The 23,219-nt window shown below is 64.5% G+C and carries 26 protein-coding genes; 6 read left to right on the top strand and 20 right to left on the bottom strand.

Translation table 11 applies throughout. The annotated features are described in order from the left end of the window. Window positions 1–35 precede the first annotated feature (35 nt). The 4 genes from KHC23_RS17585 to KHC23_RS17570 are packed head-to-tail and all read right to left on the bottom strand — an operon-like array spanning window position 36 to window position 2,847. Window positions 36–905, bottom strand: a complete 870-nt coding sequence (locus tag KHC23_RS17585; RefSeq protein ID WP_213374172.1) for an S-methyl-5'-thioadenosine phosphorylase — start codon at window positions 903–905, stop codon at window positions 36–38. Between the two features lie 39 nt (window positions 906–944). Further along, window positions 945–1,547 carry a TlpA disulfide reductase family protein gene (locus KHC23_RS17580; RefSeq protein WP_213374170.1) on the bottom strand — a complete coding sequence of 201 codons (603 nt, stop codon included), beginning with the start codon at window positions 1,545–1,547 and terminating at the stop codon, window positions 945–947. Next, window positions 1,544–2,215 (bottom strand): NrsF family protein, encoded by a 672-nt coding sequence (locus tag KHC23_RS17575; RefSeq protein ID WP_213374168.1) that lies wholly within the window; start codon window positions 2,213–2,215, stop codon window positions 1,544–1,546. The genes KHC23_RS17580 and KHC23_RS17575 overlap by 4 nt, the downstream gene beginning before the upstream one ends. Continuing rightward, the gene (locus tag KHC23_RS17570) at window positions 2,212–2,847 is read right to left on the bottom strand and encodes a sigma-70 family RNA polymerase sigma factor (protein WP_213374511.1); all 636 of its coding nucleotides are present in this window, start codon (window positions 2,845–2,847) and stop codon (window positions 2,212–2,214) included. Before KHC23_RS17570 ends, KHC23_RS17575 begins: the two co-directional genes overlap by 4 nt. Before the next feature lie 547 nt (window positions 2,848–3,394). Between KHC23_RS17570 and KHC23_RS17565 the strand changes: the two genes are divergently transcribed. The 5 genes from KHC23_RS17565 to KHC23_RS17545 all read left to right on the top strand — a co-directional run bounded on the left by KHC23_RS17565 (window position 3,395) and on the right by KHC23_RS17545 (window position 7,187). Continuing rightward, entirely contained in the window at window positions 3,395–3,739 is a 345-nt protein-coding gene (locus KHC23_RS17565) for a BufA1 family periplasmic bufferin-type metallophore (RefSeq protein ID WP_213374166.1), read from the top strand. A gap of 68 nt (window positions 3,740–3,807) precedes the next feature. After that, entirely contained in the window at window positions 3,808–4,698 is an 891-nt protein-coding gene (gene bufB / locus KHC23_RS17560; RefSeq protein WP_213374164.1) for an MNIO family bufferin maturase, read from the top strand. Next, a complete protein-coding gene (locus KHC23_RS17555; RefSeq protein WP_213374162.1) occupies window positions 4,682–5,488 on the top strand; it encodes an HvfC/BufC N-terminal domain-containing protein in 807 nt (268 codons plus the stop codon). The genes bufB and KHC23_RS17555 overlap by 17 nt, the downstream gene beginning before the upstream one ends. Further along, a complete protein-coding gene (locus KHC23_RS17550) occupies window positions 5,485–6,009 on the top strand; it encodes a DoxX family protein (protein WP_213374160.1) in 525 nt (174 codons plus the stop codon). Before KHC23_RS17555 ends, KHC23_RS17550 begins: the two co-directional genes overlap by 4 nt. Before the next feature lie 206 nt (window positions 6,010–6,215). Beyond that, window positions 6,216–7,187, top strand: a complete 972-nt coding sequence (locus KHC23_RS17545; protein ID WP_213374158.1) for a LysR family transcriptional regulator — start codon at window positions 6,216–6,218, stop codon at window positions 7,185–7,187. On the opposite strand, the gene KHC23_RS17540 is transcribed toward KHC23_RS17545, so the two are convergent. The 11 genes from KHC23_RS17540 to trbB are packed head-to-tail and all read right to left on the bottom strand — an operon-like array spanning window position 7,120 to window position 16,976. Then, window positions 7,120–7,359: a DUF2274 domain-containing protein gene (locus tag KHC23_RS17540; protein WP_213374156.1), complete on the bottom strand. Its 240-nt coding sequence runs from the start codon at window positions 7,357–7,359 to the stop codon at window positions 7,120–7,122. The genes KHC23_RS17545 and KHC23_RS17540 overlap by 68 nt on opposite strands. Window position 7,360: 1 nt before the next feature. Further along, the gene (locus KHC23_RS17535) at window positions 7,361–8,620 is read right to left on the bottom strand and encodes a TraB/TrbI/VirB10 family type IV secretion system protein (protein ID WP_271188586.1); all 1,260 of its coding nucleotides are present in this window, start codon (window positions 8,618–8,620) and stop codon (window positions 7,361–7,363) included. Next, window positions 8,617–9,669 (bottom strand): P-type conjugative transfer protein TrbG, encoded by a 1,053-nt coding sequence (gene trbG, locus KHC23_RS17530; RefSeq protein WP_213374154.1) that lies wholly within the window; start codon window positions 9,667–9,669, stop codon window positions 8,617–8,619. Before trbG ends, KHC23_RS17535 begins: the two co-directional genes overlap by 4 nt. Then, window positions 9,666–10,349, bottom strand: a complete 684-nt coding sequence (gene trbF, locus KHC23_RS17525; RefSeq protein WP_213374152.1) for a conjugal transfer protein TrbF — start codon at window positions 10,347–10,349, stop codon at window positions 9,666–9,668. Before trbF ends, trbG begins: the two co-directional genes overlap by 4 nt. A 2-nt stretch (window positions 10,350–10,351) precedes the next feature. After that, window positions 10,352–11,707, bottom strand: a complete 1,356-nt coding sequence (gene trbL, locus KHC23_RS17520) for a P-type conjugative transfer protein TrbL (RefSeq protein ID WP_213374150.1) — start codon at window positions 11,705–11,707, stop codon at window positions 10,352–10,354. A 1-nt stretch (window position 11,708) separates the two neighbouring features. After that, window positions 11,709–12,128, bottom strand: coding sequence for a putative entry exclusion protein TrbK-alt (gene trbK-alt, locus KHC23_RS17515; RefSeq protein ID WP_213374147.1), 420 nt, complete (start codon window positions 12,126–12,128; stop codon window positions 11,709–11,711). A gap of 10 nt (window positions 12,129–12,138) precedes the next feature. Continuing rightward, entirely contained in the window at window positions 12,139–12,900 is a 762-nt protein-coding gene (gene trbJ / locus KHC23_RS17510) for a P-type conjugative transfer protein TrbJ (RefSeq protein WP_213374145.1), read from the bottom strand. Beyond that, the gene (gene trbE, locus KHC23_RS17505; RefSeq protein WP_213374143.1) at window positions 12,897–15,335 is read right to left on the bottom strand and encodes a conjugal transfer protein TrbE; all 2,439 of its coding nucleotides are present in this window, start codon (window positions 15,333–15,335) and stop codon (window positions 12,897–12,899) included. Before trbE ends, trbJ begins: the two co-directional genes overlap by 4 nt. A gap of 14 nt (window positions 15,336–15,349) precedes the next feature. Further along, the gene (locus KHC23_RS17500) at window positions 15,350–15,631 is read right to left on the bottom strand and encodes a VirB3 family type IV secretion system protein (RefSeq protein ID WP_213374141.1); all 282 of its coding nucleotides are present in this window, start codon (window positions 15,629–15,631) and stop codon (window positions 15,350–15,352) included. Beyond that, window positions 15,631–15,924: a TrbC/VirB2 family type IV secretion system protein gene (locus KHC23_RS17495; protein WP_246544745.1), complete on the bottom strand. Its 294-nt coding sequence runs from the start codon at window positions 15,922–15,924 to the stop codon at window positions 15,631–15,633. The genes KHC23_RS17500 and KHC23_RS17495 overlap by 1 nt, the downstream gene beginning before the upstream one ends. Window positions 15,925–15,959: 35 nt before the next feature. Beyond that, complete coding sequence (gene trbB / locus KHC23_RS17490) at window positions 15,960–16,976, bottom strand: P-type conjugative transfer ATPase TrbB (RefSeq protein WP_213374136.1); 1,017 nt, start codon at window positions 16,974–16,976, stop codon at window positions 15,960–15,962. 167 nt (window positions 16,977–17,143) lie between these two features. Here trbB and KHC23_RS17485 point away from each other — a divergent pair, with 167 nt between their 5' ends. Beyond that, on the top strand, window positions 17,144–17,623 hold the full coding sequence (locus KHC23_RS17485; RefSeq protein WP_213374134.1) for an SRPBCC family protein: 480 nt from the start codon (window positions 17,144–17,146) through the stop codon (window positions 17,621–17,623). Between the two features lie 35 nt (window positions 17,624–17,658). Here the strand turns inward: KHC23_RS17485 and KHC23_RS17480 are convergent, their stop codons facing one another. From KHC23_RS17480 to KHC23_RS17460, 5 genes are all read right to left on the bottom strand, one after another. Then, window positions 17,659–18,090, bottom strand: a complete 432-nt coding sequence (locus KHC23_RS17480) for a ribbon-helix-helix protein, CopG family (protein WP_213374131.1) — start codon at window positions 18,088–18,090, stop codon at window positions 17,659–17,661. 6 nt (window positions 18,091–18,096) lie between these two features. Then, window positions 18,097–20,079 (bottom strand): conjugal transfer protein TraG, encoded by a 1,983-nt coding sequence (locus KHC23_RS17475; protein WP_213374507.1) that lies wholly within the window; start codon window positions 20,077–20,079, stop codon window positions 18,097–18,099. Between the two features lie 25 nt (window positions 20,080–20,104). Further along, window positions 20,105–21,844, bottom strand: a complete 1,740-nt coding sequence (locus KHC23_RS17470; RefSeq protein ID WP_213374129.1) for a relaxase/mobilization nuclease domain-containing protein — start codon at window positions 21,842–21,844, stop codon at window positions 20,105–20,107. A gap of 244 nt (window positions 21,845–22,088) precedes the next feature. Next, window positions 22,089–22,796, bottom strand: coding sequence for a lytic transglycosylase domain-containing protein (locus KHC23_RS17465; RefSeq protein WP_213374127.1), 708 nt, complete (start codon window positions 22,794–22,796; stop codon window positions 22,089–22,091). 69 nt (window positions 22,797–22,865) lie between these two features. Then, window positions 22,866–23,213, bottom strand: coding sequence for a DUF736 domain-containing protein (locus KHC23_RS17460; RefSeq protein ID WP_213374505.1), 348 nt, complete (start codon window positions 23,211–23,213; stop codon window positions 22,866–22,868). Between the last annotated feature and the right edge of the window lie 6 nt (window positions 23,214–23,219).

The raw sequence follows: 23,219 nt of genomic DNA, 5'->3' as shown, positions 1-23,219 counted from the left end.
ACGGTGCATTTGCGCAAACAGCATGAGCCGCTCGATTATCCAAGGACGCGACCAGCGATAGCGTCGAGTCCTGCGAGCACCTTCGGGTCGCGCGCGCCGGGCGCGGTGACAAGGGCGACATCCAGCGTGCGGTCGCATCCATGAGGACAGGGGGTAGGCCTGTCGTCCCTCAGCCGTGGCGCCAACAGGCGAATGAGTTGCTTGGCCTTCTCAGCGTTCTCGTTCAACACGCGGATGACATCGGCGACTTGGACATGAGCGTGGTCAGGGTGCCAGCAATCAAAGTCGGTGACCATCGCGACGGTGAGGAAACACATCTCGGCCTCGCGGGCGAGCTTCGCTTCCGGCATGTTGGTCATGCCGATGACATCGCATCCCCATGACCGATAGATGCGCGACTCGGCCAAGCTGGAGAACTGCGGTCCTTCGATGGCGAGGTAGGTGCCCTTGCGTCTGACCGGAATGGCAGCCTCGACCGCGCATTGATAGGCAATATTGGAAAGTCGATCGCAGGTCGGATGCGCCATTGAGACATGCGCGACCATGCCCTCTCCGAAAAAGCTGCTCGGTCGCGCGATTGTGCGATCAACAAATTGATCCACAAGGACAAAATGGCCCGGCGGCAGATCTTCGCAAAGCGAGCCGCAGGCCGACATCGACAAGAGATCGGTGACGCCAGACCTCTTCAAGGCATCGATATTTGCGCGGTAGTTGATCGAACTGGGCGAATGGCGATGGCCGCGACCGTGACGCGGGACAAAGACGACTTCGAGACCGTCGAGCGTGCCGAAAAGAAATTCGTCAGATGTCTCGCCAAAGGGCGACGCTACCCTCCGCCAGGTTGGATTCTCCAGCCCGGCGATGTCGTAAACGCCGCTTCCGCCGAGCACACCTAAGATCGTCATCCGTGCTCCCCCCTGTTTCGTGAACCAACGGCGAAGCCGTCACTTGAGATTGATGAAATAGTCGATGAACGAACGCGCGAGCGGCGAATCCCACGTCGTGGGGCCAACCAGAAACCCTGTGACGAGGCCGCGCTTGTCCAGGACGTAGGTGGTTGGATAGGCATAGACGGGCATGGTTGGTTCCGGCTTTGCCTCGCTGGTCAACGCACCAAATTCGTGGTTGGGATCGAGCACCACGGTCAGATGCCGAAGATTGTGTTGCTTGACGAACGACTTCACCTGCCGACCATCGCCCCCGTCGAGCGAGACCGCGACCACGACAAAGCGATCAGACGGAAGGCTTGCGGCCAGGGCCTCGAGAGAGGGCATTTCCTCTACACAGGGAGCGCACCAACTGGCCCAGAAATTGAGGAGAACGACCTTTCCGTAGAACTTGTCCATACGCAGGGGGCGGCCGTCGAGGCCGCGGAGTCGTATGAGCGGTGCAGGCCTAAGCGGCTCCTCCAGAACAAACTGGCTTATCCCGTTGCGTAGCGTCGGTGGATCGAGCGATTCGGGGCGAGCAGTCGCGATCGAGAGCGTTGCTGTCGCCGAAACAAGGACCATTCCGACAAAGCGCAAGAACGGACGGGCCCACATCATGCGGCATGGTCCAGCGGCTGGGGCGCTACCCAGGACAGCATCCGGTGCCCGAAAATCCGACCAAGAGCAATGATCAGGCAGGCTGCGCCAAGATTCCACATGAGGATCATGACCGTCGCGCCTATGTCGTGAAACAGCGTAAGGGCGCTGGCCGTCAGGGCGCCTACAGCGAGGCTGCCCATCCAGATCACCGTGACGGGACGCAGCCTTGCCGTGTAGCGGAGCATCACCAGGAGCGCTAAGGATAGCGGTAGGCTGGTCAACACCAAGGTAGCGAAGCACGACACCGCTTCGCCCATCTTCATCCCCTCGGGCCCCACAGCGACCCAATCGGTCAGGCAACCGACGCTAATGGTCAGCAACCAGACCAACAGGCTTGGCACGGGGAGAAGCGCGTAAAGGCGTGACCGATCGGGAAGGCTGAGCATGAAGGCCGCGACGGTCGCGAGCACGCCGGTCAGAAGAGAGGCGACCAGACCGACCACATAGGCGCGGTCGCCGAGCTGTTTTACGAAATCCGGACGTAGCCCGTGGCTGACGCCCAACAGGACGAGTACCCAGAAGGCGAGGAAGAGCCAGCAGCACGCCCGGAAAAGCGGCGGCCGAAGACGACGCACAGGCGTCGCATTGGCGCTGAGAGATGCAATCAGGTCCGGGGTCGTGATCACGACTTGTCACCCTTGGAAAGTATAGTTCGCAGGCTCTTCAAAGCCCTATGTGTTGCAACCTTGAGTGCCGCGATGGACACCCCGCTTTGCTCCGCAGCTTCCTTCAACGACATCTCCTGGAGCTTAAGGAGGGTGATGGCCTCCCGTTGGCCCGGCGGCAGCTTGTCGACGGCCTCGCGCAGCAAGCGTCCATCAGCTCTCGTTTCTAAGTTCGTCTCAACGTCCGGAATGGTTTCATGGTCTTCACTCAATGGCGTTTCGCGCGCGGAGGAGCGCCCTTGCTGCCGCAACCGATCGATGATGCGTCGGCGGCTGATAGCGACGAGCCAGGGCGTGAACGGTCGGGTCGGGTCGTAGATCTGCCGGATCGAATGAATGGTGAGCAGGATGTCCTGAATAGTGTCCTCTACATCATGCGAGGACCGGTGATGTCTACCTACCAACATGCGCAGATAAGGCGTGATTTCGGTTAGCAGCCGGCTATAAGCCTCTTGGTCGCCCCCCTGCGCGCGCGCCATGCAGATCGACCATTCGACATCGCGCTTTCGCGAGGCGTTCTCGGCTGAGCCGCTGGTATCGCCTTCACGAACGACTCTCAAAGTCGGTTTATCCTTGTGCCGGCCCGGTGCCATCGGCCATTGTCCTCGTAGTATCGCCGGTGCGACCCGACGTTTCGTCTTGTCGCGTTGTTCCACCGTAGCTCCGAGAGCGCCTTGTGGCAGGGAGTTTCTTTTTGCCGAGGGAACGTAACCTTTGGCACCAGGACACGAACGCGCGCGTGACCGCCTTCGCGTCGGACAACGCGGTCTCTCACAAGATGGTCCTCGCTAATCGAGCGAGACCTTGCCATTGCCGATGATGGCTTTCCCGGATGAACCCTTTCACGATGGCTGGATGTGCCATTCTTTCCTCAACACACGAAGGTTACGGCGAGCAGTTTACATCGGCAGGCGCTTTAGCGCACGACCTGCTTTGCCGCTCAATCGGCCGGCCAGGGCCTTTATCTATAGACTTGGCGGAACCAGGTTCCGCTCGATCTCGGCGAACGTGGGCCGATCCGGTCTGCCGATCGTACGTAACCATTCTCGCGACGGACCGAACTTTTAGGTGAGCAGGCCACGTCGGCTTGCCGCCGGCGCACGGTGTCCGTCGCTGGTCAACCCGTTCGGAGGATTCGAAATGAAGGCCACAAATCCGGTTCTCGTCGCCAGCGCGTTCGCCATTGCCCTGGGCAGCCTCGCGGCCTCAGCCGCCATGGCGCAGGACAAGCCGATGATGACCAAGGAACAAATGATGAAGAAGCAGGAAATGACCAAGAAGGAGGTCAAATCCGGCAAGATGGAGATGTGCTTCGGCGTCGCGCTGAAGGGCCAGAACGACTGCTACGCCGGTGCGGGCACGACGTGCGCAGGCACGAGCACGGTCGACTACCAGGGCAATGCTTTCAAGCTGGAGCCCAAGGGGACTTGCACCACGATCAAGACGCCCAGCGGCGTCGGCAGCCTCAAGCCGAAGTCGGTCTGAAGCACTCACGGGCGGACTGCCCCCGCGCGTCCGCTCGTATTTTCCCCCACGCGCATCGGGAGGCGCCCATGGCACGCGCACAAGCTTTCTCGGATCGCACCGCCATTCCAGCCCGAGCTGGCGTCGGCCTCAAGGCGGAGCATTATCGGCACATCCTCGAGCATAGGCCCGATGTCGGGTTCTTCGAGGTTCACGCCGAGAACTACATGGGCGCGGGCGGCCCCCCGCATCGCTATCTGGCGCAGATCCGCGAGCAGTATCCGCTGTCGCTGCATGGTGTCGGTCTATCCATCGGCGGCACGATGCCGCTCGATAGAGATCACCTGAAGAGGCTTTCTAGCCTGATTGCGCGATACCAGCCGGGATTGTTCTCCGAACATCTCGCCTGGTCCACACACGAGAGCAGCTTCTTCAATGATTTGCTGCCCGCTCCTTATACGAACGAGACGCTGTCTCGCGTGGTCGAACATATCGATCAAGTGCAAAGCGTCCTCGGACGCCAAATGCTCCTCGAGAACCCCTCGACCTATGTCTGGTTCGAGGAAAGCACCTGGAGCGAAACGGATTTCATCACAGAGATTGCTCGGAGAGCCGGCTGCGGTTTGCTGCTTGATGTGAATAACGTCTACGTGGCCTGCACCAATCAACAGTGGGACACAGCAGCCTACATCGACGGTTTCCCGCTTCGCTCTGTCAAGGAGATTCATCTTGCCGGCCATACACGCCAGGCCGACGACAAGGGGCGGCCCCTCCTGATCGACTCGCATGACAAAAGCGTCGACGAGTTGGTCTGGAATCTCTTTCGCGACGTCATAAGACGCATAGGGCCGACGCCAACACTCATCGAATGGGACGCGAATATTCCCACATGGTCCGAGCTCCAGGCAGAAGCGACAATGGCCGAGATGCTGATGGATCTCTCTTACGCGGAGGAGCGGAGCTATGGCGCTCTCGGGTGATCGGCAGCAGGAATTCGCCGCGGCGCTGCTTGATCCGGAGCGGCCAGCCCCGGCCGGAGTTGTCGGACCGGATGGCGACCCGTGCCCAAAGCGCTTCGCCGTCTATCGAAACAATGTCGTGGTCGGCCTCATCGAAATCCTGCGGGCGGCGTACCCCGCGGTTCGGCGGCTCGTCGGGGACGATTTCTTCGATGCCATGGCCGGCGTCCACGTACGTAGCGATCCGCCCCAGTCCCCTATTCTCCTCGCGTATGGAGGACGCTTTCCGGCCTTCATCGAGACGTTTCGTCCGGCATCGAGCCTGGCCTATCTAGCCGACGTGGCACGCATCGAATGGGCTTGGGTCGAGGCCTACCACGCTCAGGATGCTTGTGCGCTGACGGCGAGCTCTTTCAGCGGTGTACCGATCGACGAATACCCCAGCCTGCGCTTGCAGCTCCATCCGTCCGTGCGCGTGGTCCGTTCGGCGACGCCGGCCCTTACGATATGGAACATGAATGTTCGTGACGGCGATCCCGGCGAGGTAGAGTTCGATGGCGAGGGTGAGACAGCTCTCGTCGCCCGTCCCGATGCCGTCGTCGAGGTTCGCTCCCTCCCGCCGGGCGCGGCCGATTTCATCGATGCGCTTGACGCGGGTCACACCGTGGAAGAATCGGCCGAGCTCGCTGGAGAGTGCGACGCCCGCTTCGATCTTTCAGCCACCATTGCCGGCCTCATCGAAGCGGGCGCGCTATGCGCCTATGAGACGAGCTCGGGCGTCCGCTTCGAGGCAAAGGGAGTGGCAGGATGAACGTCCCCACATCACATGCGAGGCCGTCCGTTTGGTTGTGCCGCATCGCCACGATCGTAGAGACGCTGGCTTCATGGCTCGGCGCAATCGGCCTGATCGTTGCCCCGCCTCTATTGCGGATCGCTCTCGCGGTACCCTTCTTCAAGTCGGGGCTTACCCGCTGGGACGGCTTCTTGTCGCTATCGCCAAGCACTGAGTTTCTCTTTTCGGAAATGTTCAAGCTCCACATACTCGGCAATGAGTACCCGTTCCCGATGCCGGAGGTCGTCGCCTATCTGGTCGGCATGGCGGAGATCACATTGCCGATCTTGCTGGTTCTCGGCCTCGGCACCCGCTTCGTCGCTCTCGCGCTCTTGATGATGACCGGCGTCATCCAGCTTACTGTGCCGGAGGGATGGGCAAATTTCCATCTGCCATGGGCGTCGATGGCGCTGGCCATCATGGCGTTGGGGCCTGGTCGCCTTTCGTTCGACCGGCTCGTCGGTTCAGTGGCCAAGCGCGACATAAGGACGAACGCATGATCCGCACTCTGGACTCAGCAGTGCTCAATTCAGGCGGTTGGACTCCAATCGAAGTCGCCTGAAATCACGGGATGGCATTCTGGTGTGAAGCTAGCGTTTGACCTCCGCCGCCTAGAATTTTGGAGATCGTGTTGATCGACAACGAGGGGGGTGCCCACTGTATCAATAGCTTCTGAACGTGCGAGCAACGGGATCTAGACCAACATATGGAGGAACTACTGATTGAACTTCGCCAACTGCGCTATTTTGTAGCTGCGGCAGAGTTTGGTAGTTTCCGCAAGGCGGGGGCTGCGCTCGACATTCAGGAATCAGCGATAAGCCGGCGCGTCCGTGATCTTGAAGATCGACTCGGCGCATCTCTATTCCAACGTCATTCCGGTGGCGTCCGCTTAACACACGCAGGGAAGCGCTTTCTCCAGCGCGCACGTATCGCCCTTCGACAGATCGACTATGGCACGCGGGATGTCGCCGCAATAGGTCGATCCGATGACGGCAGCGTCAAAGTCGGCATCTTCTCTTCGCTGGCTTCTGGCTTCCTGTTTGAATTGTTGCGCGCCTATGACAAGGACCACCCGGACATCCTAGTTGAGCTGATCGACGGTAATCCAGCGGAGCATATCGCTGCCGTCCGCCAGTTTCAGCTCGATATCGCCTTCATTACCGGCAAGACGGAATGGCGAGACTGCCAAACGGAACACCTCTGGTCTGAAGGGGTGTTCGCTGTCTTACCAAGCGAGCATCCACTTATTGCAAAAGAAGTTATCCATTGGCGCGATCTTGCCGGCGAGAACTTCATTGTCAGCGACGCCGCACCTGGCCCAGAAATCCAAGACTACCTCGTACAGCGGCTCGCCGATCTTGGCCACCATCCAGACATTCAACTGCAATATGTCGGGCGGGATATTTTGCTGTCCATGGTCGCGGTCGGGCGTGGACTCACACTAACCAGCGAGGCAACGACAGGGGCTCAAATTCCGGGTATTGCCTACAGACCAATTGCGGACGAAGTGCTGCCGTTTAGCGCGGTATGGTCACCGCGAAACGACAATCCGGCGTGTCGGCGGCTGCTGAGCTTAGCGCGGGCTATGTCTCGATCGGCAGGAGCGACAATCATTCAGACAATTTCGGGATTGATCGTGACCTCCTCGCTTTCGCAAATCCCCGATCTGTGGCTATGAACCGCTCCAGCATCGGAGCGATGAGACGGACCGGATCGGCTGGTGTCTGTCCGGCCTCGCGGCCGAGAATTTCGGCATAGGCGATAAGATCGCGGTGGAGGCTCGCCGGCAGCTCCACCGTGACCTTCACGGGTTTGTCGTCGACGATCGGTCCCAATTTCAACTTGGCCATCTCAGCCTCCGTAAGGTTCGAGCACGAGATCGCGTGTCACGAGCACACGAACGGGGAAGCCCGGCCGGATGGTCAGCGTCGGCGCGATATTAAGCTGGCGCTGCACGATCTGCTGGCCGGTCTGATTGATGCTGTTGGACGCGCCGTTGCGGAGCGCTCGGACAATATCGCTTTCCTGGCCGGAGCTGCCCGCCTCGGCACCGACGCTGAGGAGCGTAGAAAGCGCGGCGGCCTTGAACAGGTCGCCCCAGTGGTAGTCGACACCATCCTCAAGGCCGGCATAGCCCTCGGCGTCCGCACCAGGCTGACGTTCCAAGACGATTGAGCGGCCATTGGGGAAGATCAGCCGGCTCCAGACAAGAAGTATGCGCCGCTGACCGAAACCGACGCCGCTATCATATTGTCCTATAATGCGCGTGCCTTGGGGCACGAGCAGGATCTTGCCGGTCGGGCTGTCGTAGATGTTCTCCGTCACCTGCGCGGTGATCTGGCCTGGCAGGTCTGAGCGGATGCCCGTGATGAGGGCGGCAGCGATCACGGCGCCGGCCTGCAGGACGTTCTTCGACGCCGGAGCCGCAACGCGATCCGGCGAGACGGTGCGCTTGTCGGGCCTCTGGTTGAGGAATGCGAGTTGGCGGTCCTGCGCCGAGGGCGTCGCCGGCTGCGGCGCGAGGCCGAGGCTGGCGAGATCAGCCGGCGGCGTGGCGGTCGCGGTGGACTGTGCTGAGGCTCCAGCGCTGGCGGGCCGAGTCTCGGTCGAGGCGAACAGCCGTGCGGTCCGTGCCGCCTCCAGCTCCTGCGCCCGGCGCTGCTCCTCTGGGCTTGGCCCCACGGCGCCTGTCGCCGGCGCGCCGATCGCCGGTACGGGGGCGCCATTCTGCGCGTTGAGGATCGGCCGGCCGAGATCGCCGGGGAGCGGAGGGCCAAGCTTCGGGACACCCGAATAGTCCTTCGGCAATCCAGCGAGTCCGTCCGGTGTCGAGCGATTGTCGGTCGAGTACAGCTCCTGACCCTGGCCACCGTGACGGGTCTGAAGCGCATAGATCAGCGCCCCACCAACACCGAGGCTTGCAGCGAGCCCCAGGCCAGCCAGCACTTTGCGGGACAGACGGGTCACACGCGGCGGCTCGGCGCGCAGCCGCATCGTCGCGGCGGGCTCGCCGGTCAGCGGCCGGGTGTCATCATCGTCGGCCGGCTGAGGCTGGGGCGTCGAACCAAGCGCCCGGCCTTCTTCCTTTTCGGGATCGCGTTCGTCGCTCACGATGCCGGCCTCCCGTCGGTGCGGGAGATGCGGACGCGCTTCTGGCTCTTGTCTGCGCCGAACCGCAATTCGGCGGCGGCGAACAGGCGATCGACGATCATGTAGTTGCCGCGCATGCGATAGTTCACCAGTTCGGAGGTGTCGCCCTCGGGCCCAACCACGAATAGCGGCGGCATCTCGCCCTGACCGATGCCGCGCGGAAATTCGATGAACACCTGCCTGCCGTCATCGAAGGCGCGCAGCGGCCGCCACGGCGCGCGGTCGCCCGTCACCCCGTATCGGAAATTGACGCGCGCGAGATCAATGCCGCTGGAGACGGGCTGCACGGCCTCGGCCTGCTGGTTCTGACGGCGCAGCGCGATGAGCTGGTCCTGCGGATATTGCCAGGACACCAAGGCCATGTAGGTCGAGGGCGTCGCACGCAGCTCCATGTGGTAGGTGCGCCGGTCCGTGTTGATGACGAGATTCGTCATCAGCTCGGCGCGGGTGGGCTTCACGAGGATATGGATCTGCTTGGCCGCGCCAATGCCGCTCTCGGTATCGCCGATGATCCAGCGCACGGTGTCGCCGGCGGCGACGGGACCGGAGCCGACGAGCTGCTCGCCGGGCTGAAGCGCGATGTCGGTGATCTGCCCCGGTGACGCGTAGACCTGATAGAGCGCGCCATCGACAAAGGGATAGACCTGCATCGAGTTGATGAAGCCGTTGCGGACGGGTTGGACGCGCGCGGCGGCATTGGCCTGGTTCACGCGCGCGGCGGGATCGGCCGGTTCCGGCTCGGGCTTGCCGTCCTTGCCGACCGGCTTCAACTGGCCGGGCAGCGGGAGCGGCTTCGGCAACTCCACGACCCGCACGGGTTTCGGCGGATCGGCTGCGATGACGGCGGGCGCGGCATCGTCATAGGAAATCTCGGGCGGTGGCGTGTGTCCGGCACAGCCGGCGAGCGCCGATGTGCAAAGCAGGAGAAGCGGCAAACCGGATTTACGGAAACCCGGAATGGCGCGGTTGAGGAAAGCCGGCCTTTCGGCTTTGCGGAAGGTCGGTGTCATTGTCCCAGCTCCTTCGACCAGTTGATGGCGTTGATGTAGATTCCGAGCGGGTTCTTCCGCAGCGTGTCGGCGTCGCGCGGGGGCTGCACGACGACGGTGAGGATGGCGGACCAGCGCTCGGTGGAAGCCAGCGAGCCGTCCCGATAGCGGCGCTCGATCCAGGCGATGCGGAAGCTCGACGGCGAGGCGCGGATGACCGACGACACCTCGATCGCGATCTGCTGCTTGCCGACCCTGGTGAAGGGGTCGTTGGCGCGGGCATAGTCGTTGAGCGCGAGCGCGCCGCCCTGCGTCGTGAAGTCGTATGCGCGCAGCCAGTTCTGCCGCACGATGATGGCATCGGACGGGATCGAGCGGACCTGCTCAATGAAACGCGCCAGGTAGAAGGCGATCTGTGGATCGTTCGGCTGGTAGTCGGCGGTCGCCGGTGCGACGGCCTGGGCCTGGCCGAGCCGATCGACCTGCACCACCCAGGGCACGATCGAGCCGTTGGCGGACTGCCAGACCAGCGCGGCCGAAAGCCCGCTCGCGAGCGCTAACGAGCCGAATGCCATGTAGCGCCAGTTGCGGGCCTGCACGCGGGCGGAGCCGATGCGATCGTCCCACACCTGCGCGGCGCGCTGATAGGGCGTCTCGGGCTGCGGGGCTTTGCCGTAATGGGTGGATGGTCGTTTGAACATGGTCAGTCGCTTTCGGAAAGGTTGACGGAGGAGCCGCCGCCATGGCTGTCGCCGCTGCGCACGGCGTGGGCAGCCGCGGAGACGCCGTGGGACATTTGCTGCGAGCGTTTCATACGTTTCGCCCAGGCCGGCGGGCCGTCGCTGGTGGAAGATGCGGCTCCTGCAGGGGCAGTCTCTGCCGCGGCTGCGGGCGCGGCCCCCGATGCGCCCGTGGCGATCTCCGTCGCGGCCTGGCCGCCGGCCTGATAGCTCTGCTTGAGGCTGTCGGCGGCGCGCCCGGCTGCGCGTTTCAGCGGGGAGGCGGCCGCCTTCGCGCCGGTGCTGGCAACATTGCCAAGGCCCGACGCGACGCCCGATGCGCCGGATTGGCCGGCCGCGCCGAGGCTGTAGGCGGTGGAGGCTGCGCCGGCGAGGGCTGCACCTCCACGAGCCGCGGCGGCAGCGCCGCCAGCAAGAGCGGCGCCACCGGATACGGCTGCGCCGGCGGCGGCCGCGCCTGCTGCGACAACGCCGCCGGCGGCAAGACCAGTGCCAATGGCCGCGCCGGCGCCGAGCTGCGGGCCACCGGAGATGAGGCCGTTGGCGATGCCGGGGCCGAAGATGCCGAGACCGAGCAGCGACAGCGCGGCGAGCACGATCGCCATGGCGTCGTCGATCGACGGCGTATTGCCGCCAAAGCCGGATGTGAACTCAGAGAACAGCGTCGAGCCGATGCCGATGATGACGGCGAGCACTAGCACCTTGATGCCGGAGGAGATGACGTTGCCCAGCACGCGCTCGGCCATGAAGACGGATTTGCCGAACAGGCCGAAGGGAATGAGGACGAAGCCGGCGAGCGTCGTCAGCTTGAACTCGATCAGGGTCACGAAAAGCTGGATCGCGAGGATGAAGAACGCCAGCAGCACCAGCGCCCAGGCGAAAAACATGCAGGCGATCTGGATAAAGTTCTCGAAAAACGACCAGTAGCCCATCAGACTGGAGATGGAGTCGAGCAGCGGGCGGCCGGCATCGAGACCGGTCTGCGCCACCTTACCGGGGCGCATGAGATCGCTGACCGCAAAGCCAGTGCCCGACGCCTTCAGGCCGAGACCCGCGAAGCTCTCGAAGACGATGCGGGCGAGATTGTTCCAGTTGGAGATCAGGTACGCGAAGACACCGACGAAGAGCGTCTTCTTGACTAGCCTCGCCATGATGTCGTCGTCGGCGCCCCACGACCAGAAGAGCGCGGCGAGCGTGACGTCGATGACGATCAAGGTGGTGGCGATGAAACCGACTTCGCCGCCGAGCAGCCCGAATCCCCCGTCGATGTAGCGAGTGAAGACCTCAAGGAAATGATCGATGACACCGGTGCCGCCCATGTCAGCGAGCTCCTTCGGTGGCAGAGATTGGCGGCCGGGCGGGTTCGGCCTGCGTCGCCGGTGCGGTCACATTCGTCGGCGCACTGTCCTTGCGGATGGGATCAGCCGATGCCGGCGCACTCGGAAACAACGTCGTCGGCGCAACCGGCGTCGGTGAGGATGTCGGGGCGGGTTGCCCGAGGAAGCGGCGCCGGTTCTCCGCCCATGCTTTCAGGCAACCGGGATCGCGCGTGCCGGCCTCGCCGATCTCGGAGCAGCGAAGCAATTCGGCGGCGAGAGGATCTTGTGCGGCGCCCGAACGGCCCTGCGTCGCGAGGGCGTTCGGCGTAACGTCCTTGCGGTTCATCTCGATCGCGGTCGCCGTGATGGCGACCGCGACGAAGACGATGGCGCCGACGCGAGCGAGGGTCCCGCCGTCCATCGTGCCAGCCTCAGTTGCCGCTGTTCGGGAACATGCGGGCGTTGCCGGGCTGATAGCCCGAGCCCGGCGTCAGGAAACGCCGGCGTTGCTCGCGGCCCTGTTCGGCGGCGGCGGCCTGCTCGGCGGACTGCAAGGCCTGCGCCCGACCGTTGGCCGCGACAACAGCGGTGAGATCCGCGAGTTGCTGCGCCTGCAGCGCAAGGAGCTGGTTGCCGGCCTGCGTCGCCTGCAGTGCGCCTGTCGCGCCCTGGCTCTGGCCGATCAGCGCGGACATCTGCGTGCGGTTAGTGTCGATGTTGCCGACGACACCCGCCTGCACCCGCATCGCGTCCTGCAGGCCGCCGACGGTATTCTGCCAGCGCGAGCGCGCATCGGTGACGAGCTGCTGATCGGAGGCCGACAGCGAGATGTTCCCGTATTTCTGCTGGAACATCCGGTCGATCTGCTGGACGTCGTAGGCAATATTCTGCGCCTGGTTGAGAAGCTGCTGCGTCCGCTGAACCGACTGCTGAAGCTGTTGCAGCGACGAGTACGGCAGGCTCGCGAGATTGCGGGCCTGGTTGATCAGCATCTGCGCTTCGTTCTGAAGCGAGGTGATTTGGTTGGTGACCTGCTGGAGCGAACGCGCCGCCGTCAGGACGTTTTGCGCGTAATTCGAGGGATCGAACACGATGATGGCGTGGGCCGGTGTCGCCAGCATAGGCGCGAGCGCCACTGGAGCGATCAGCAGCGCGGCAGCGAACCGCGCTGCGCGGGATTGGCGCAGTTTCATGAGGACTTCTCCTTGTTGGTGAGCGTGGGAATGAGGTCAGCCGCCCAACCGACTTCACGGTGGTGGAGCCAGGCCGCGAGAAATCCGTCGCGGCCGTGTTCGGCGACGATACGGGCGATGGCGGCCTGGTCGGTCTTTGACGAGGCGGCGCAGAGCGCGAGCGCAACGTCGGACAGGCCCAGCTCGAACAGCCGATTGCCGCGACGGGACTGGCAGTAGTAGTCGCGCTTGGGCATAGCCCGGGCGATGATCTCGATCTGGCGATCATTGAGGCCGAAGCGGCGGTAGATGGCGGTGATCTGCGGCTCGATCGCGCGCTCGTTCGGCAGCAGCAGTCGGGTCTGGCAGCTTTCGATGATGGCGGGCGCGATCGCCGAGCCATCGATGTCCGATAGACTCTGCGTGGCAAAGATGACGCTGGCGTTCTTTTTGCGCAGCGTCTTCAGCCATTCGCGGAGCTGGCCGGCGAAGCCGTCGTCATCCAGCGCCAGCCAGCCCTCGTCGATGATGAGGAGGGTTGGCGCACCGTCGAGCCGGTCTTCGATCCGGTGAAACAGGTAGGAGAGGACCGCGGGCGCCGCGCCGGTGCCGATCAGCCCTTCGGTCTCGAACGCTTGGACGAACGCCGATCCGAGATGCTCGCGTTCGGCGTCGAGCAACCGGCCGTAGGGACCGCCGACGCAATAGGGCCTGAGCGCCTGCTTGAGGTCGTTCGACTGGAGCAGCACGACCAGGCCGGTGATCGTGCGCTCCTCGATGGGCGCCGATGCCAGGGAGGTCAGCGCCGTCCAGATATGCTCTTTCACCTCGGGGGTGATCGGCACGCCTTCGCGGGTCAGGATCGACACGATCCAATCGCCGGCCCAGGCGCGCTCGGGAACATCCTGGATGCGGGCGAGCGGTTGAAGACTGACGCTGTCGATCGCGCCGTCGCTGAGATCGCCACCAAGATCGTGCCAGTCGCCACTCATGCTGAGCGCCGCCGCGCGGATCGAGCCGCCGAAGTCGAAGGCGAAGACTTGGGCACGGGCATAGCGTCGGAACTGCAGCGCCATCAGCGCCAGCAGCACGGACTTACCCGCGCCGGTCGGGCCGACGATCAGCGTATGGCCGACGTCGCCGACGTGAAGCGAAAGCCGGAACGGGGTCGAGCCTTCGGTCTTGCCGAGGAGCAGTGGGGGCGCTGCAAAATGCTCGTCCCGTTCCGGCCCCGCCCACACCGCGGACAGCGGGATCATGTGGGCGAGATTAAGCGTGGAAATTGGAGGCTGGCGGACGTTCGCGTAGACATGGCCGGGCAATGATCCGAGCCAGGCGTCTACCGCGTTGACGCCTTCGGCCATGGCCGTGAAATCGCGGCCCTGGATAACCTTCTCGACCAGCCGCAGCTTTTCGTCGGCTGTGCGCGGATCGTCATCCCACACCGTCACCGTCGCGGTGACATAGGCCATGCCGGCATAGTCGGCGCCGAGTTCCTGCAACGCCATATCGGCGTCGGCGGCCTTGTTGGAGGCGTCGGTGTCCACGAGAGCGGACGTCTCGTTGGTCATCACCTCCTTGAGGATCGCGGCGATCGACTTGCGCTTGGCGAACCATTGCCGGCGGATCTTGGTCAGCAGCTTGGTCGCGTCGGTCTTGTCGAGCAGGATCGCGCGCGTCGACCAGCGATACGGAAACGCGAGACGGTTCAGCTCGTCGAGCAGGCCTGGCGTCGTCGCCGTTGGAAAGCCCGTGATGGTGAGAATGCGCAGATGCGAAGCGCCAAGGCGAGGTTCGAGCCCGCCGGTGAGCGGCTGGTCGGCGAGCAGAGCATCGAGATAGACGGGCGTCTCGGGGACGCGGACGCGATGACGCTTGGTCGAGACGCAACCGTGCAGATAGGTCAGGGTCTCGGCGTCATCGAGCCAGCGACATTCCGGCATGAAGACTTCGACCAGGCGCAAGATGCGGTCGGTGCGATCGGCGAAGCCGGTAAGCGCCTCGCGAGGGTCGATGCCCGACGTCTCGCGGCCCTCGTAGAGCCAGGTTTCCGCGCGTGCGGCGTCTTCGGCTGGCGGCAGATAGGTGAAGGTCAGGAAGTAGCTGGACTCGAAATGCGCGCCGGCCTCCTCGAAGTCCGCCTTGCGCTCGGCATCGACCAGCGCAGAGGCGGCATCGGGAAAGCGGCTGTCGGGATAGAGGTTCGAGGCGTGGCGCTGCGCTTCGACGAAGATCGCCCAGCCTGAGCCAAGGCGACGGAAAGCGTTGTTGAGGCGGCCGGCAACGGCGACCAGTTCGGCCGGAACGGCGCTGTCGAGATCGGGGCCGCGAAACCGGGCGGTGCGCTGAAAGCTGCCGTCCTTGTTGAGGGCGATTCCTTCGCCCACCAGAGCGACCCAGGGGAGGAAGTCGGCAAGCCGGCTGTTGCGATTACGATATTCGGCGAGATTCATCATCGGCGCGCTCCCTGTCAGACCGTGAGGTGCGCGGGGACGCGCAGATGGCGGCGCATCACGTCGACGAAGAGCGGATCGCGCTTCGCCGCCCAAACCGCCGCGACATGGCCGATCGCCCAGATGGCGATGCCGACCAGCCAGAGGCGCAGCCCCAGTCCGACCGCGCCAGCGAGCGTCCCGTTCATGATGGCGATGGCGCGCGGCGCGCCGCCGAGCAGGATCGGCTCGGTCAGCGCCCGGTGAACGAGGACCGTGTAACCCGGGACTTCGCCGCCCTGTTCGACAACGCCCGTCATCAGACCAGCGCCCCGCCGCCGAAGGAGAAGAACGACAGGAAGAAGCTCGATGCAGCGAAGGCGATCGAGAGACCGAACACGATCTGGATCAGCCGCCGGAAGCCGCCGGACGTGTCGCCGAAGGCGAGCGTCAGGCCGGTGACGATGATGATGATCACCGCGATGATTTTTGAGACCGGCCCTTCGATCGACTGGAGGATTTGTTGGAGAGGTTGTTCCCACGGCATCGACGAGCCGGAGGCGTGGGCGGGCGCGGCCATCACCACCGACAGGGTGGCGACGGAAACGGTCATGGCTAGACGGCGGCGCGCGAGGCGCAGGCGTTGGATCACTGGCTTTCTCCTTCAGGGCTTTGGGTGAGTAAGGTCGGACCGCCGTCGCCCTCGATGACGGCGGGCGTGACGCGATAGTCGCCGTCGGGACCGAGGCCCTCGACGCGTGCGAGTTCGCAGAGCCGGCGCGCGGCGCCGCGGCCGGAGAGGACGGCAATGAGGTCGATCGTCTCGGCGATAAGTGCGCGCGGGACCGTGACGACAGCTTCCTGGATGAGCTGTTCCATCCGGCGCAGCGCACCGATCGCGCTGCCGGCGTGGATCGTGCCGACCCCGCCGGGATGGCCGGTGCCCCATGCCTTGAGCAGCTCCAGCGCCTCGGCTCCGCGCACCTCGCCGACCGGAATGCGATCAGGGCGCAGGCGCAGCGACGAGCGGACGAGATCGGAGAGCGAGGCGACGCCGTCTTTGGTGCGCATCGCCACAAGGTTCGGCGCAGCGCATTGCAGCTCGCGCGTATCTTCGATGATGACGACGCGATCGGCGGTCTTTGCGACCTCGGCGAGGAGGGCGTTGGTGAGTGTGGTCTTGCCGGTGGATGTGCCGCCGGCGATGAGAATGTTGGCGCGAGAGGCGACGCCCTGGCGCAGCATCTCGGCTTGCGCCGCCGACATGATCCCGGCGCGGACGTAATCGTCGAGCGTGAACACCGCGACGGCAGGCTTGCGGATCGCGAAGGCCGGCGCCGCGACGACCGGCGGCAGCAGGCCTTCGAACCGCTCTCCTGTTTCAGGCAGCTCCGCCGACACGCGCGGCGCGCCCGCATGAACCTCGGCGCCGACGTGATGGGCGACCAGGCGAACGATGCGCTCGCCGTCTGCAGCCGACAGCCGCTCGCCCGTATCGGAGAGCCCTTCGGACAGGCGGTCGATCCACAGCCGCCCATCGGGGTTGAGCATCACTTCAACGATGCTGGCGTCGTCGAGATAGCGCGCAATCGCTGGGCCGAGCGCGGTACGCAGCATCCGTGCGCCTCGCGCGAGACCTTCCGCATGTTGATGTGAAGCCGCCACATGACCCCCGATTCCATCGGGGTCGAGACAGTCCTTCCCCGGACGGGGATGATTAAAAGGGCCTGATTTTGGGCCGATTCAACAAAGATTCATTGGCGTAGTAGTGTAGCGTGCAAATACAGGAGAACGGCGGTGCGGGATTCCGGGTAGCGCGAGGCGTGCGATCAATGACGGCGAATATCGGACATGGGAGAACCGACTCAGCGACCCGATTCATCGCCGCCAGCGCGGACGTGATCTATCGTGCGTTTGTTGACTCCAAGGCATGGCCGCAGTGGCTTCCGCCGGAGGGCATGACCGGCCAGATCTACGAGTTCGACGCGCGCCCCGGCGGAAACTATCGAATGGCGCTGACCTATCGCGGGGATCATCCGAGCGCAGGCAAAACCTCCAATGACACTGATGTCGTCGAAGGTCGCTTCGCAGAGCTGATCCCAAATCATCGCGTCGTTCAGATCGTAACGTTTCAGTCCGATGATCCGGCTTTCGCCGGCGAGATGTGGATGGCGTGGAGCCTTTCGCCGGCGGCCGGCGGCACTGATGTCTCGATCATCGCCGAGAATGTGCCGATCGGAATAAGCAAAGCGGACCACGATGTCGGGCTTCGTTCGACTCTCGAAAACCTCGCGCGATTTGTCGAAGGATGATCTTACGCCGCTTCGGTTAGATTGACGGCGACGCACTACGGCTCACCGTCGGCAGCGACGTCCTCGGAAATCTCCTGCCTTAGCTTCGGCCCCTTCGCGAGGCGGCGGCCGAGAGCTGTGACGAATTGATCGTAGCGCTCGCCAGCCTTCGCACGTGCAGCCTGCGCGGCAGGCTCCGGCAAGGCCGGGGTGGTCGCGACCCAAAACCGCACGAACACCGCCAGCATCTCGACGGAGATGCCGACATCGCGTTCCATCCGCGACATGCGGCGATCAAGTTGGTCGAGGCGCTTGGTAATCGCGGCCTCCTGTCGTTCAGCCGCATCCGGAGAGAGGAAGGATTCGATGGCCGCCTCCGCGACCAACGATCGCGAATGATCGCGTCGCGCGGCATGTTCGGCGAGGCGACGCATCACGGCGGGCTCGAGATAGACGGACAGGCGCTGTTTCTTCGAGGGTTTCGTCATGGCGACCTAAAGCTCCATGCCGTCACCGGGATCGAGCGACACCTGACGCGCCACACCCTGCATCAGCCGGCTCATCCGGCTGTTGCGGGCGGCGTCATCCTCGGCGTCATCGGCAAGGCCGATCTCGAATTCGTTCTCGATCGGCGCCTTCTTCTCGACAGGCTTCACGCGGCTCAATTCGGGCTGCTGGCGACGCTCGGATTCGGTCGGATCGTCGCCCGTCTCCGTCCCGGGCTTCGCCTCGGCGATCACAGGCCGAACCGGGAGCGGCAGCGCGGTCCAATCATCAGCATGACCCTGTTTCGGTTGCGCGAGCGTAGGCGGCGGCAGGATGCGCTCCTTGAAGCGGGCGTCCTCGTAGTAGCGCGCCTTCTTCGCCCGGATCGGCGGTGTGCCCGCGACCATGACGATCTCGTCGGTCGGCGGGAGCTGCATGATCTCGCCGGGGGTGAGTAACTGGCGGGCCGTCTCCGAGCGCGAGACCATCAGATGTCCGAGCCAAGGCGACAGGCGATGTCCGGCATAGTTCCGCATCGCCTTCATCTCGGTAGCGGTGCCGAGCGCGTCTGACACGCGTTTGGCGGTGCGTTCGTCGTTCGTGGCGAAGCTGACCCGTACATGGCAGTTATCGAGGATCGAATTGTTCGCGCCGTAGGCTTTTTCGATCTGGTTGAGACTCTGTGCGATCAGGAAGCTCTTGAGGCCATAGCCCGCCATGAAGGCCAGCGCGGACTCGAAGAAGTCGAGCCGCCCAAGCGCCGGAAACTCGTCCAGCATCAGCAGCAGCCGATGGCGGCCGGCCTTCGCCTGCAGATCTTCCGTCAGGCGGCGGCCGATCTGATTGAGGATCAGGCGGATCAGCGGCTTGGTGCGATTGATGTCGGAGGGCGGCACGACGAGATAGAGGGTGGTCGGGTGCGTGCCGCCCACGATGTCGGTGATGCGCCAGTCGCAGCGCCGCGTCACCTCGGCGACGACGGGATCACGGTAGAGGCCGAGGAACGACATGGCGGTGCTCAGCACGCCCGATCGCTCGTTGTCGCTCTTGTTGAGCAACTCGCGCGCCGCGCTGGCGATGACGGGATGCGGGCCGGCTTCACCGAGATGTGCCATCTTCATCATCGCGTCGAGCGTCGACTCGATCGGCCGCTTCGGATCTGAGAGGAAGGCGGCGACGCCGGCGAGCGTTTTGTCGGCCTCCGCATAGAGGACGTGGAGGATCGCACCGACCAGCAGGGCGTGACTGGTTTTCTCCCAGTGGTTTCGCTTCTCCAGCGATCCTTCCGGATCGACCAGGATGTCGGCGATGTTCTGGACGTCACGGACTTCCCATTCGCCGCGGCGCACCTCGAGCAGCGGATTGTACGCTGACGATTTGGCGTTGGTCGGATCGAACAGCAGCACGCGGCCATGCTTGGCGCGGAAGCCGGCGGTGAGTTGCCAGTTCTCCCCCTTGATGTCGTGGACGATGGCCGAGCCGGGCCAGGTCAACAGCGACGGCACCACCAGGCCGACACCCTTGCCGCTACGGGTCGGTGCAAAACAGAGGACATGCTCCGGCCCGTCATGGCGGAGATAGTCCCGCTCGTATCGGCCAAGCACGACACCATCGGCGCCAAGCAAGCCGGCGGCCTGCACCTCCTGGCGCTCTGCCCATCGCGCCGAGCCATAGGTCTCGACCTTCTTGGCCTCGCGCGCCCGCCAGACCGACATGCCGATCGCAACCGCAATCGAGATGAAGCCGCCCGCCGCCGCGATGTAGGCGCCCTCGACAAAGATGGCCGGGGCGTAGGCGTCGAAGCCGTACCACCACCAGAAAAACGATGGCGGCAGATAGAAGGGAAAGCCGAACAGGCGGAACCACGGCGCGCCGAGTTCGGGCTGGAAGGCGAGCCGCCAGGCCACCCATTCGGTCGCGCCCCAGGTCGTGACCAGCACGATGGCGAAGACGGTGAGAATCTGGCCCCAGAGAATTTTCGTAGCGGACATGGCGATGTGTCTTTCTGCGAGGGGATCAGAGGCCGAGACCGCGCTTGCGGCCGAAGCTCCAGTCGATGCCGCCGTCATCGCGGGCGACGCCGGAGACGTGGCGGCCGAGCTGCTTTTCGAGCGAGGGGGTCCACGGCACGAGCTGGAAGCCGAGGCCATCGTCCAACATGGCGAAGCGGCCCGAAGCGAGCGTGAAGCGCTGACGGTAGGAGCCGGCGACATATTCGCCGCTGGCCGCGCGATTGAACGGCTGGCCGGTCTCGGCGGAGAGCTTCTCGCCGAGCGCCTCCAGCTCACGGCGACGCAGTGTGTCGATCAGGTTGTGGCTGAAGGTGACACGCTGGCCGTGCCGCTCGCCGAAGCCCTGTCCGAGCAGGTGATCGGCGCGGTGCTCCAGCGCCTGCCGAACCTCGGCGCCGAACCCGCCCTCGGACAGGGCAGCCGGCTCGCGGGCGATGTTCTGCCTGTCGAGCCAGGTCGCGCCCGACGCCGTGATCTGGCGGTCGATGTCGAGATCGGAACGGACGGCGATCGCAACACGACGTTGCCCCTGCGCGTCGTCGAACCTTCGCAACTCGACGATCGAGCCGGGCGAGCTGTCGCCGGCGGCGTCAAGGTCGGGCAGCTTGATGTGATGGGTGCGCCCATCAACGCCATCGACCACGGCATAGGCCGAGCCCCTCAGTTCATCGTCAAGGCCGCGATCGACCAGCCGGCCGATGATCGGCGTGTCGAGACTTTCGGCAGCGAGGACATAGCTGGCCGAGCCGCGCTCGATGCTGCGTTCCGTCAGCGCCCGGTGCATCCGTTTGATGATGTCGCCGCGCTCGCCCAACTCGCGCAGGGTCGCCTCGGCCTTGTCGTCGATCGTCCACTGGCCGGGACCGACCTGCTCGGCGAGCCCGAGCGTCTCGAGCTTGCGCAGCCGCCCGACCTTCAGTGCATGATATTCGTCGGGCCGGGTGTTCGGATCGGGCGCCATGTCGATGACGCCGGTGTCGCGGCTATCGCGGACAAGCTGACGATCGAGCTGGGTCCAGCGTTCGGTGTCGACCTGGCGCTCGAGGCTGCGGCGGATGTCGAGATCGGTGCGCGGCCCAAGTTCCTGCGTGATGAGATCACGCGCGCGGTCGCGCATCCCTTCCTTGATGTAGTCGCGTGAGATGACGAGATCCTGCCCGTCGTCACGCACGCCACCCACGATCAGATGGACATGGGGATGCTCTGTGTTCCAGTGATCGACGGCGACCCAATCGAGCCGAGTGCCGAGGTCCTTTTCCAATTGCCCGACGAGATCGTTGGTGAAGCTGCGGAGGTCCGCCATGTCCACCGCGTCGTCGGGCGAGACGATGAAACGGAAGTGATGGCGGTCATCCTGACACCGCTCGGCGAAAGCTTTGGGATCAGCGTCATCGCCGCCGGGACCGAACAGATGGGCCTTGTCCCCGTCACGGGTCACGCCCTCGCGGCGGAGATAGTTGAGATGCGTCGCGAGCGGCGCAGAGCGGGACGTCTGGCGCACGACGCGCGCCTTGATCACAGCGCCGCGTGAGCGCGAGTTGATCAGCCTGTTCGCCTGGATGCTCGCGCGCTGGCCGCGGCCGAAGCGGGAGCGGTTGCCGGGCACGATGCGGCCCGAGGGGGAGATGCCGGCGCCTGCCTTCTTGGCGGCGGCGAGCGCCTGCGCGATGAAGGGTCTGGCCCGCTGCGCGCTCGACGAGCGGATGCGGCCTGGCCGGATGCGGAAATCGTCCTCACCGCTCATGGCCGAGACCCCGCACATCGCATCAAGGCGCCGAAATCATGGAGAAAGCGGTCTCGCCGCGAGGTGCGTGGAAATCTGGCACCTCGCGAAAGCGGGTCATAACCTCTTGAAAAACCACAACCGACCGAAGCCGCACCTCGCGGCCTTTTATCCTGCCATCGTCCGGTCGTGTTGCCTGCCTCCACCCTCAACGCACCCCATGACACGCTGGAGCCCGCTATCGTGCGATCGGGAACCGGGCCGCTCATGGCGCAGTCCTTCCGCCCGGGCGCGGGACAAACAGCCCGTCCGACTGCGGCTCAATGGCGGAAACATCGCGCACGGATGATGTCGTCAGCGCAGCATCGGATGTGCGCTCGGCCGGTACGGGATCGGTCGTCGATCTGCGCTCCGGCTGCGCAACGAACAGCGGCGCGCGGGTCCAGGCCAAGGGATCGACCGCCGCGACCACGATCGGCCGAGTCGCATCGCCGCCGCCAACGGACGGCGCGACGATCGCGACATAGGCGCGCGTTTCCGCGGGCAGCGCGCGGCCCTTCAGCGCGTCCTCATAGCGGCCAGGACCGGCGTTGTAGGCGGCGATCCAGCCCGGCGAGCCGTAGTGGTCGAACAGCTCGCGGATGTAGCCAGCGCCGGCGATGATGTTGTCGTGCGGATCATAAGGATCAGCGCCGAGACGGTGGCGAAGGCGCAAGCCCGCCCATGTCTCCGGCATGATCTGCATGAGGCCCATCGCGCCCTTACGCGAAATGGCGCGCGGATCGCCGGCGCTTTCGGCACGCATCACCGCCCTGATCCATACCACCGGAACACCGAAGCGCTGCGATGCCTCAGCGATGTGCTCGGCATAGGGATCGCGCGGCGACGGCCGGGCTACGGCCAAGCCCTGCGCCAACGTGATCGCCGGCATGACGCTCGCGAGGGTAAGGCCGGAAAGGAGAAGGAGAGCCATGCGCCGGGCAGCGCAGCGCGGCCCGGACGCGGTCGAACGGCGCGTCGATTGACGGCGAGCAGGCATCGTTCAATCCTTCTCGCCGCGATCGCGTGGACGCGACCAGTGCAGAGACCAGGCCGAGCCGGCGTCGTCGTCGCGGAACAGGTTGGCGCGGATCGGATGCGGGAATGTCGGATCGTCGATCAGCAGAGCGACGTATTCACCGGCCTTCTCGCCGGAGCGTTTCCACCCGGCGCCGATCTCCGCGCCCGGCTCGTTGTTCATTCCGTCGAAGACGTGGATGCGATACTGGGGTGCATTCTCGGCGTCGGACGGTTCTGCCGCGATGATGATGACGTCCTGGTTCAGGACCAGCGTCGTCAGATGTCCGATGAAGCCTGCTTCGTCGTGGGTAAATGTGCCGATCTGTGGCATGATGGT

Source organism: Ancylobacter dichloromethanicus (assembly GCF_018390645.1).
GTDB lineage: Bacteria > Pseudomonadota > Alphaproteobacteria > Rhizobiales > Xanthobacteraceae > Ancylobacter > Ancylobacter dichloromethanicus.
Note: the sequence above shows the minus strand (reverse complement) of the source record. Positions and strands in the feature narration are given on the sequence as shown.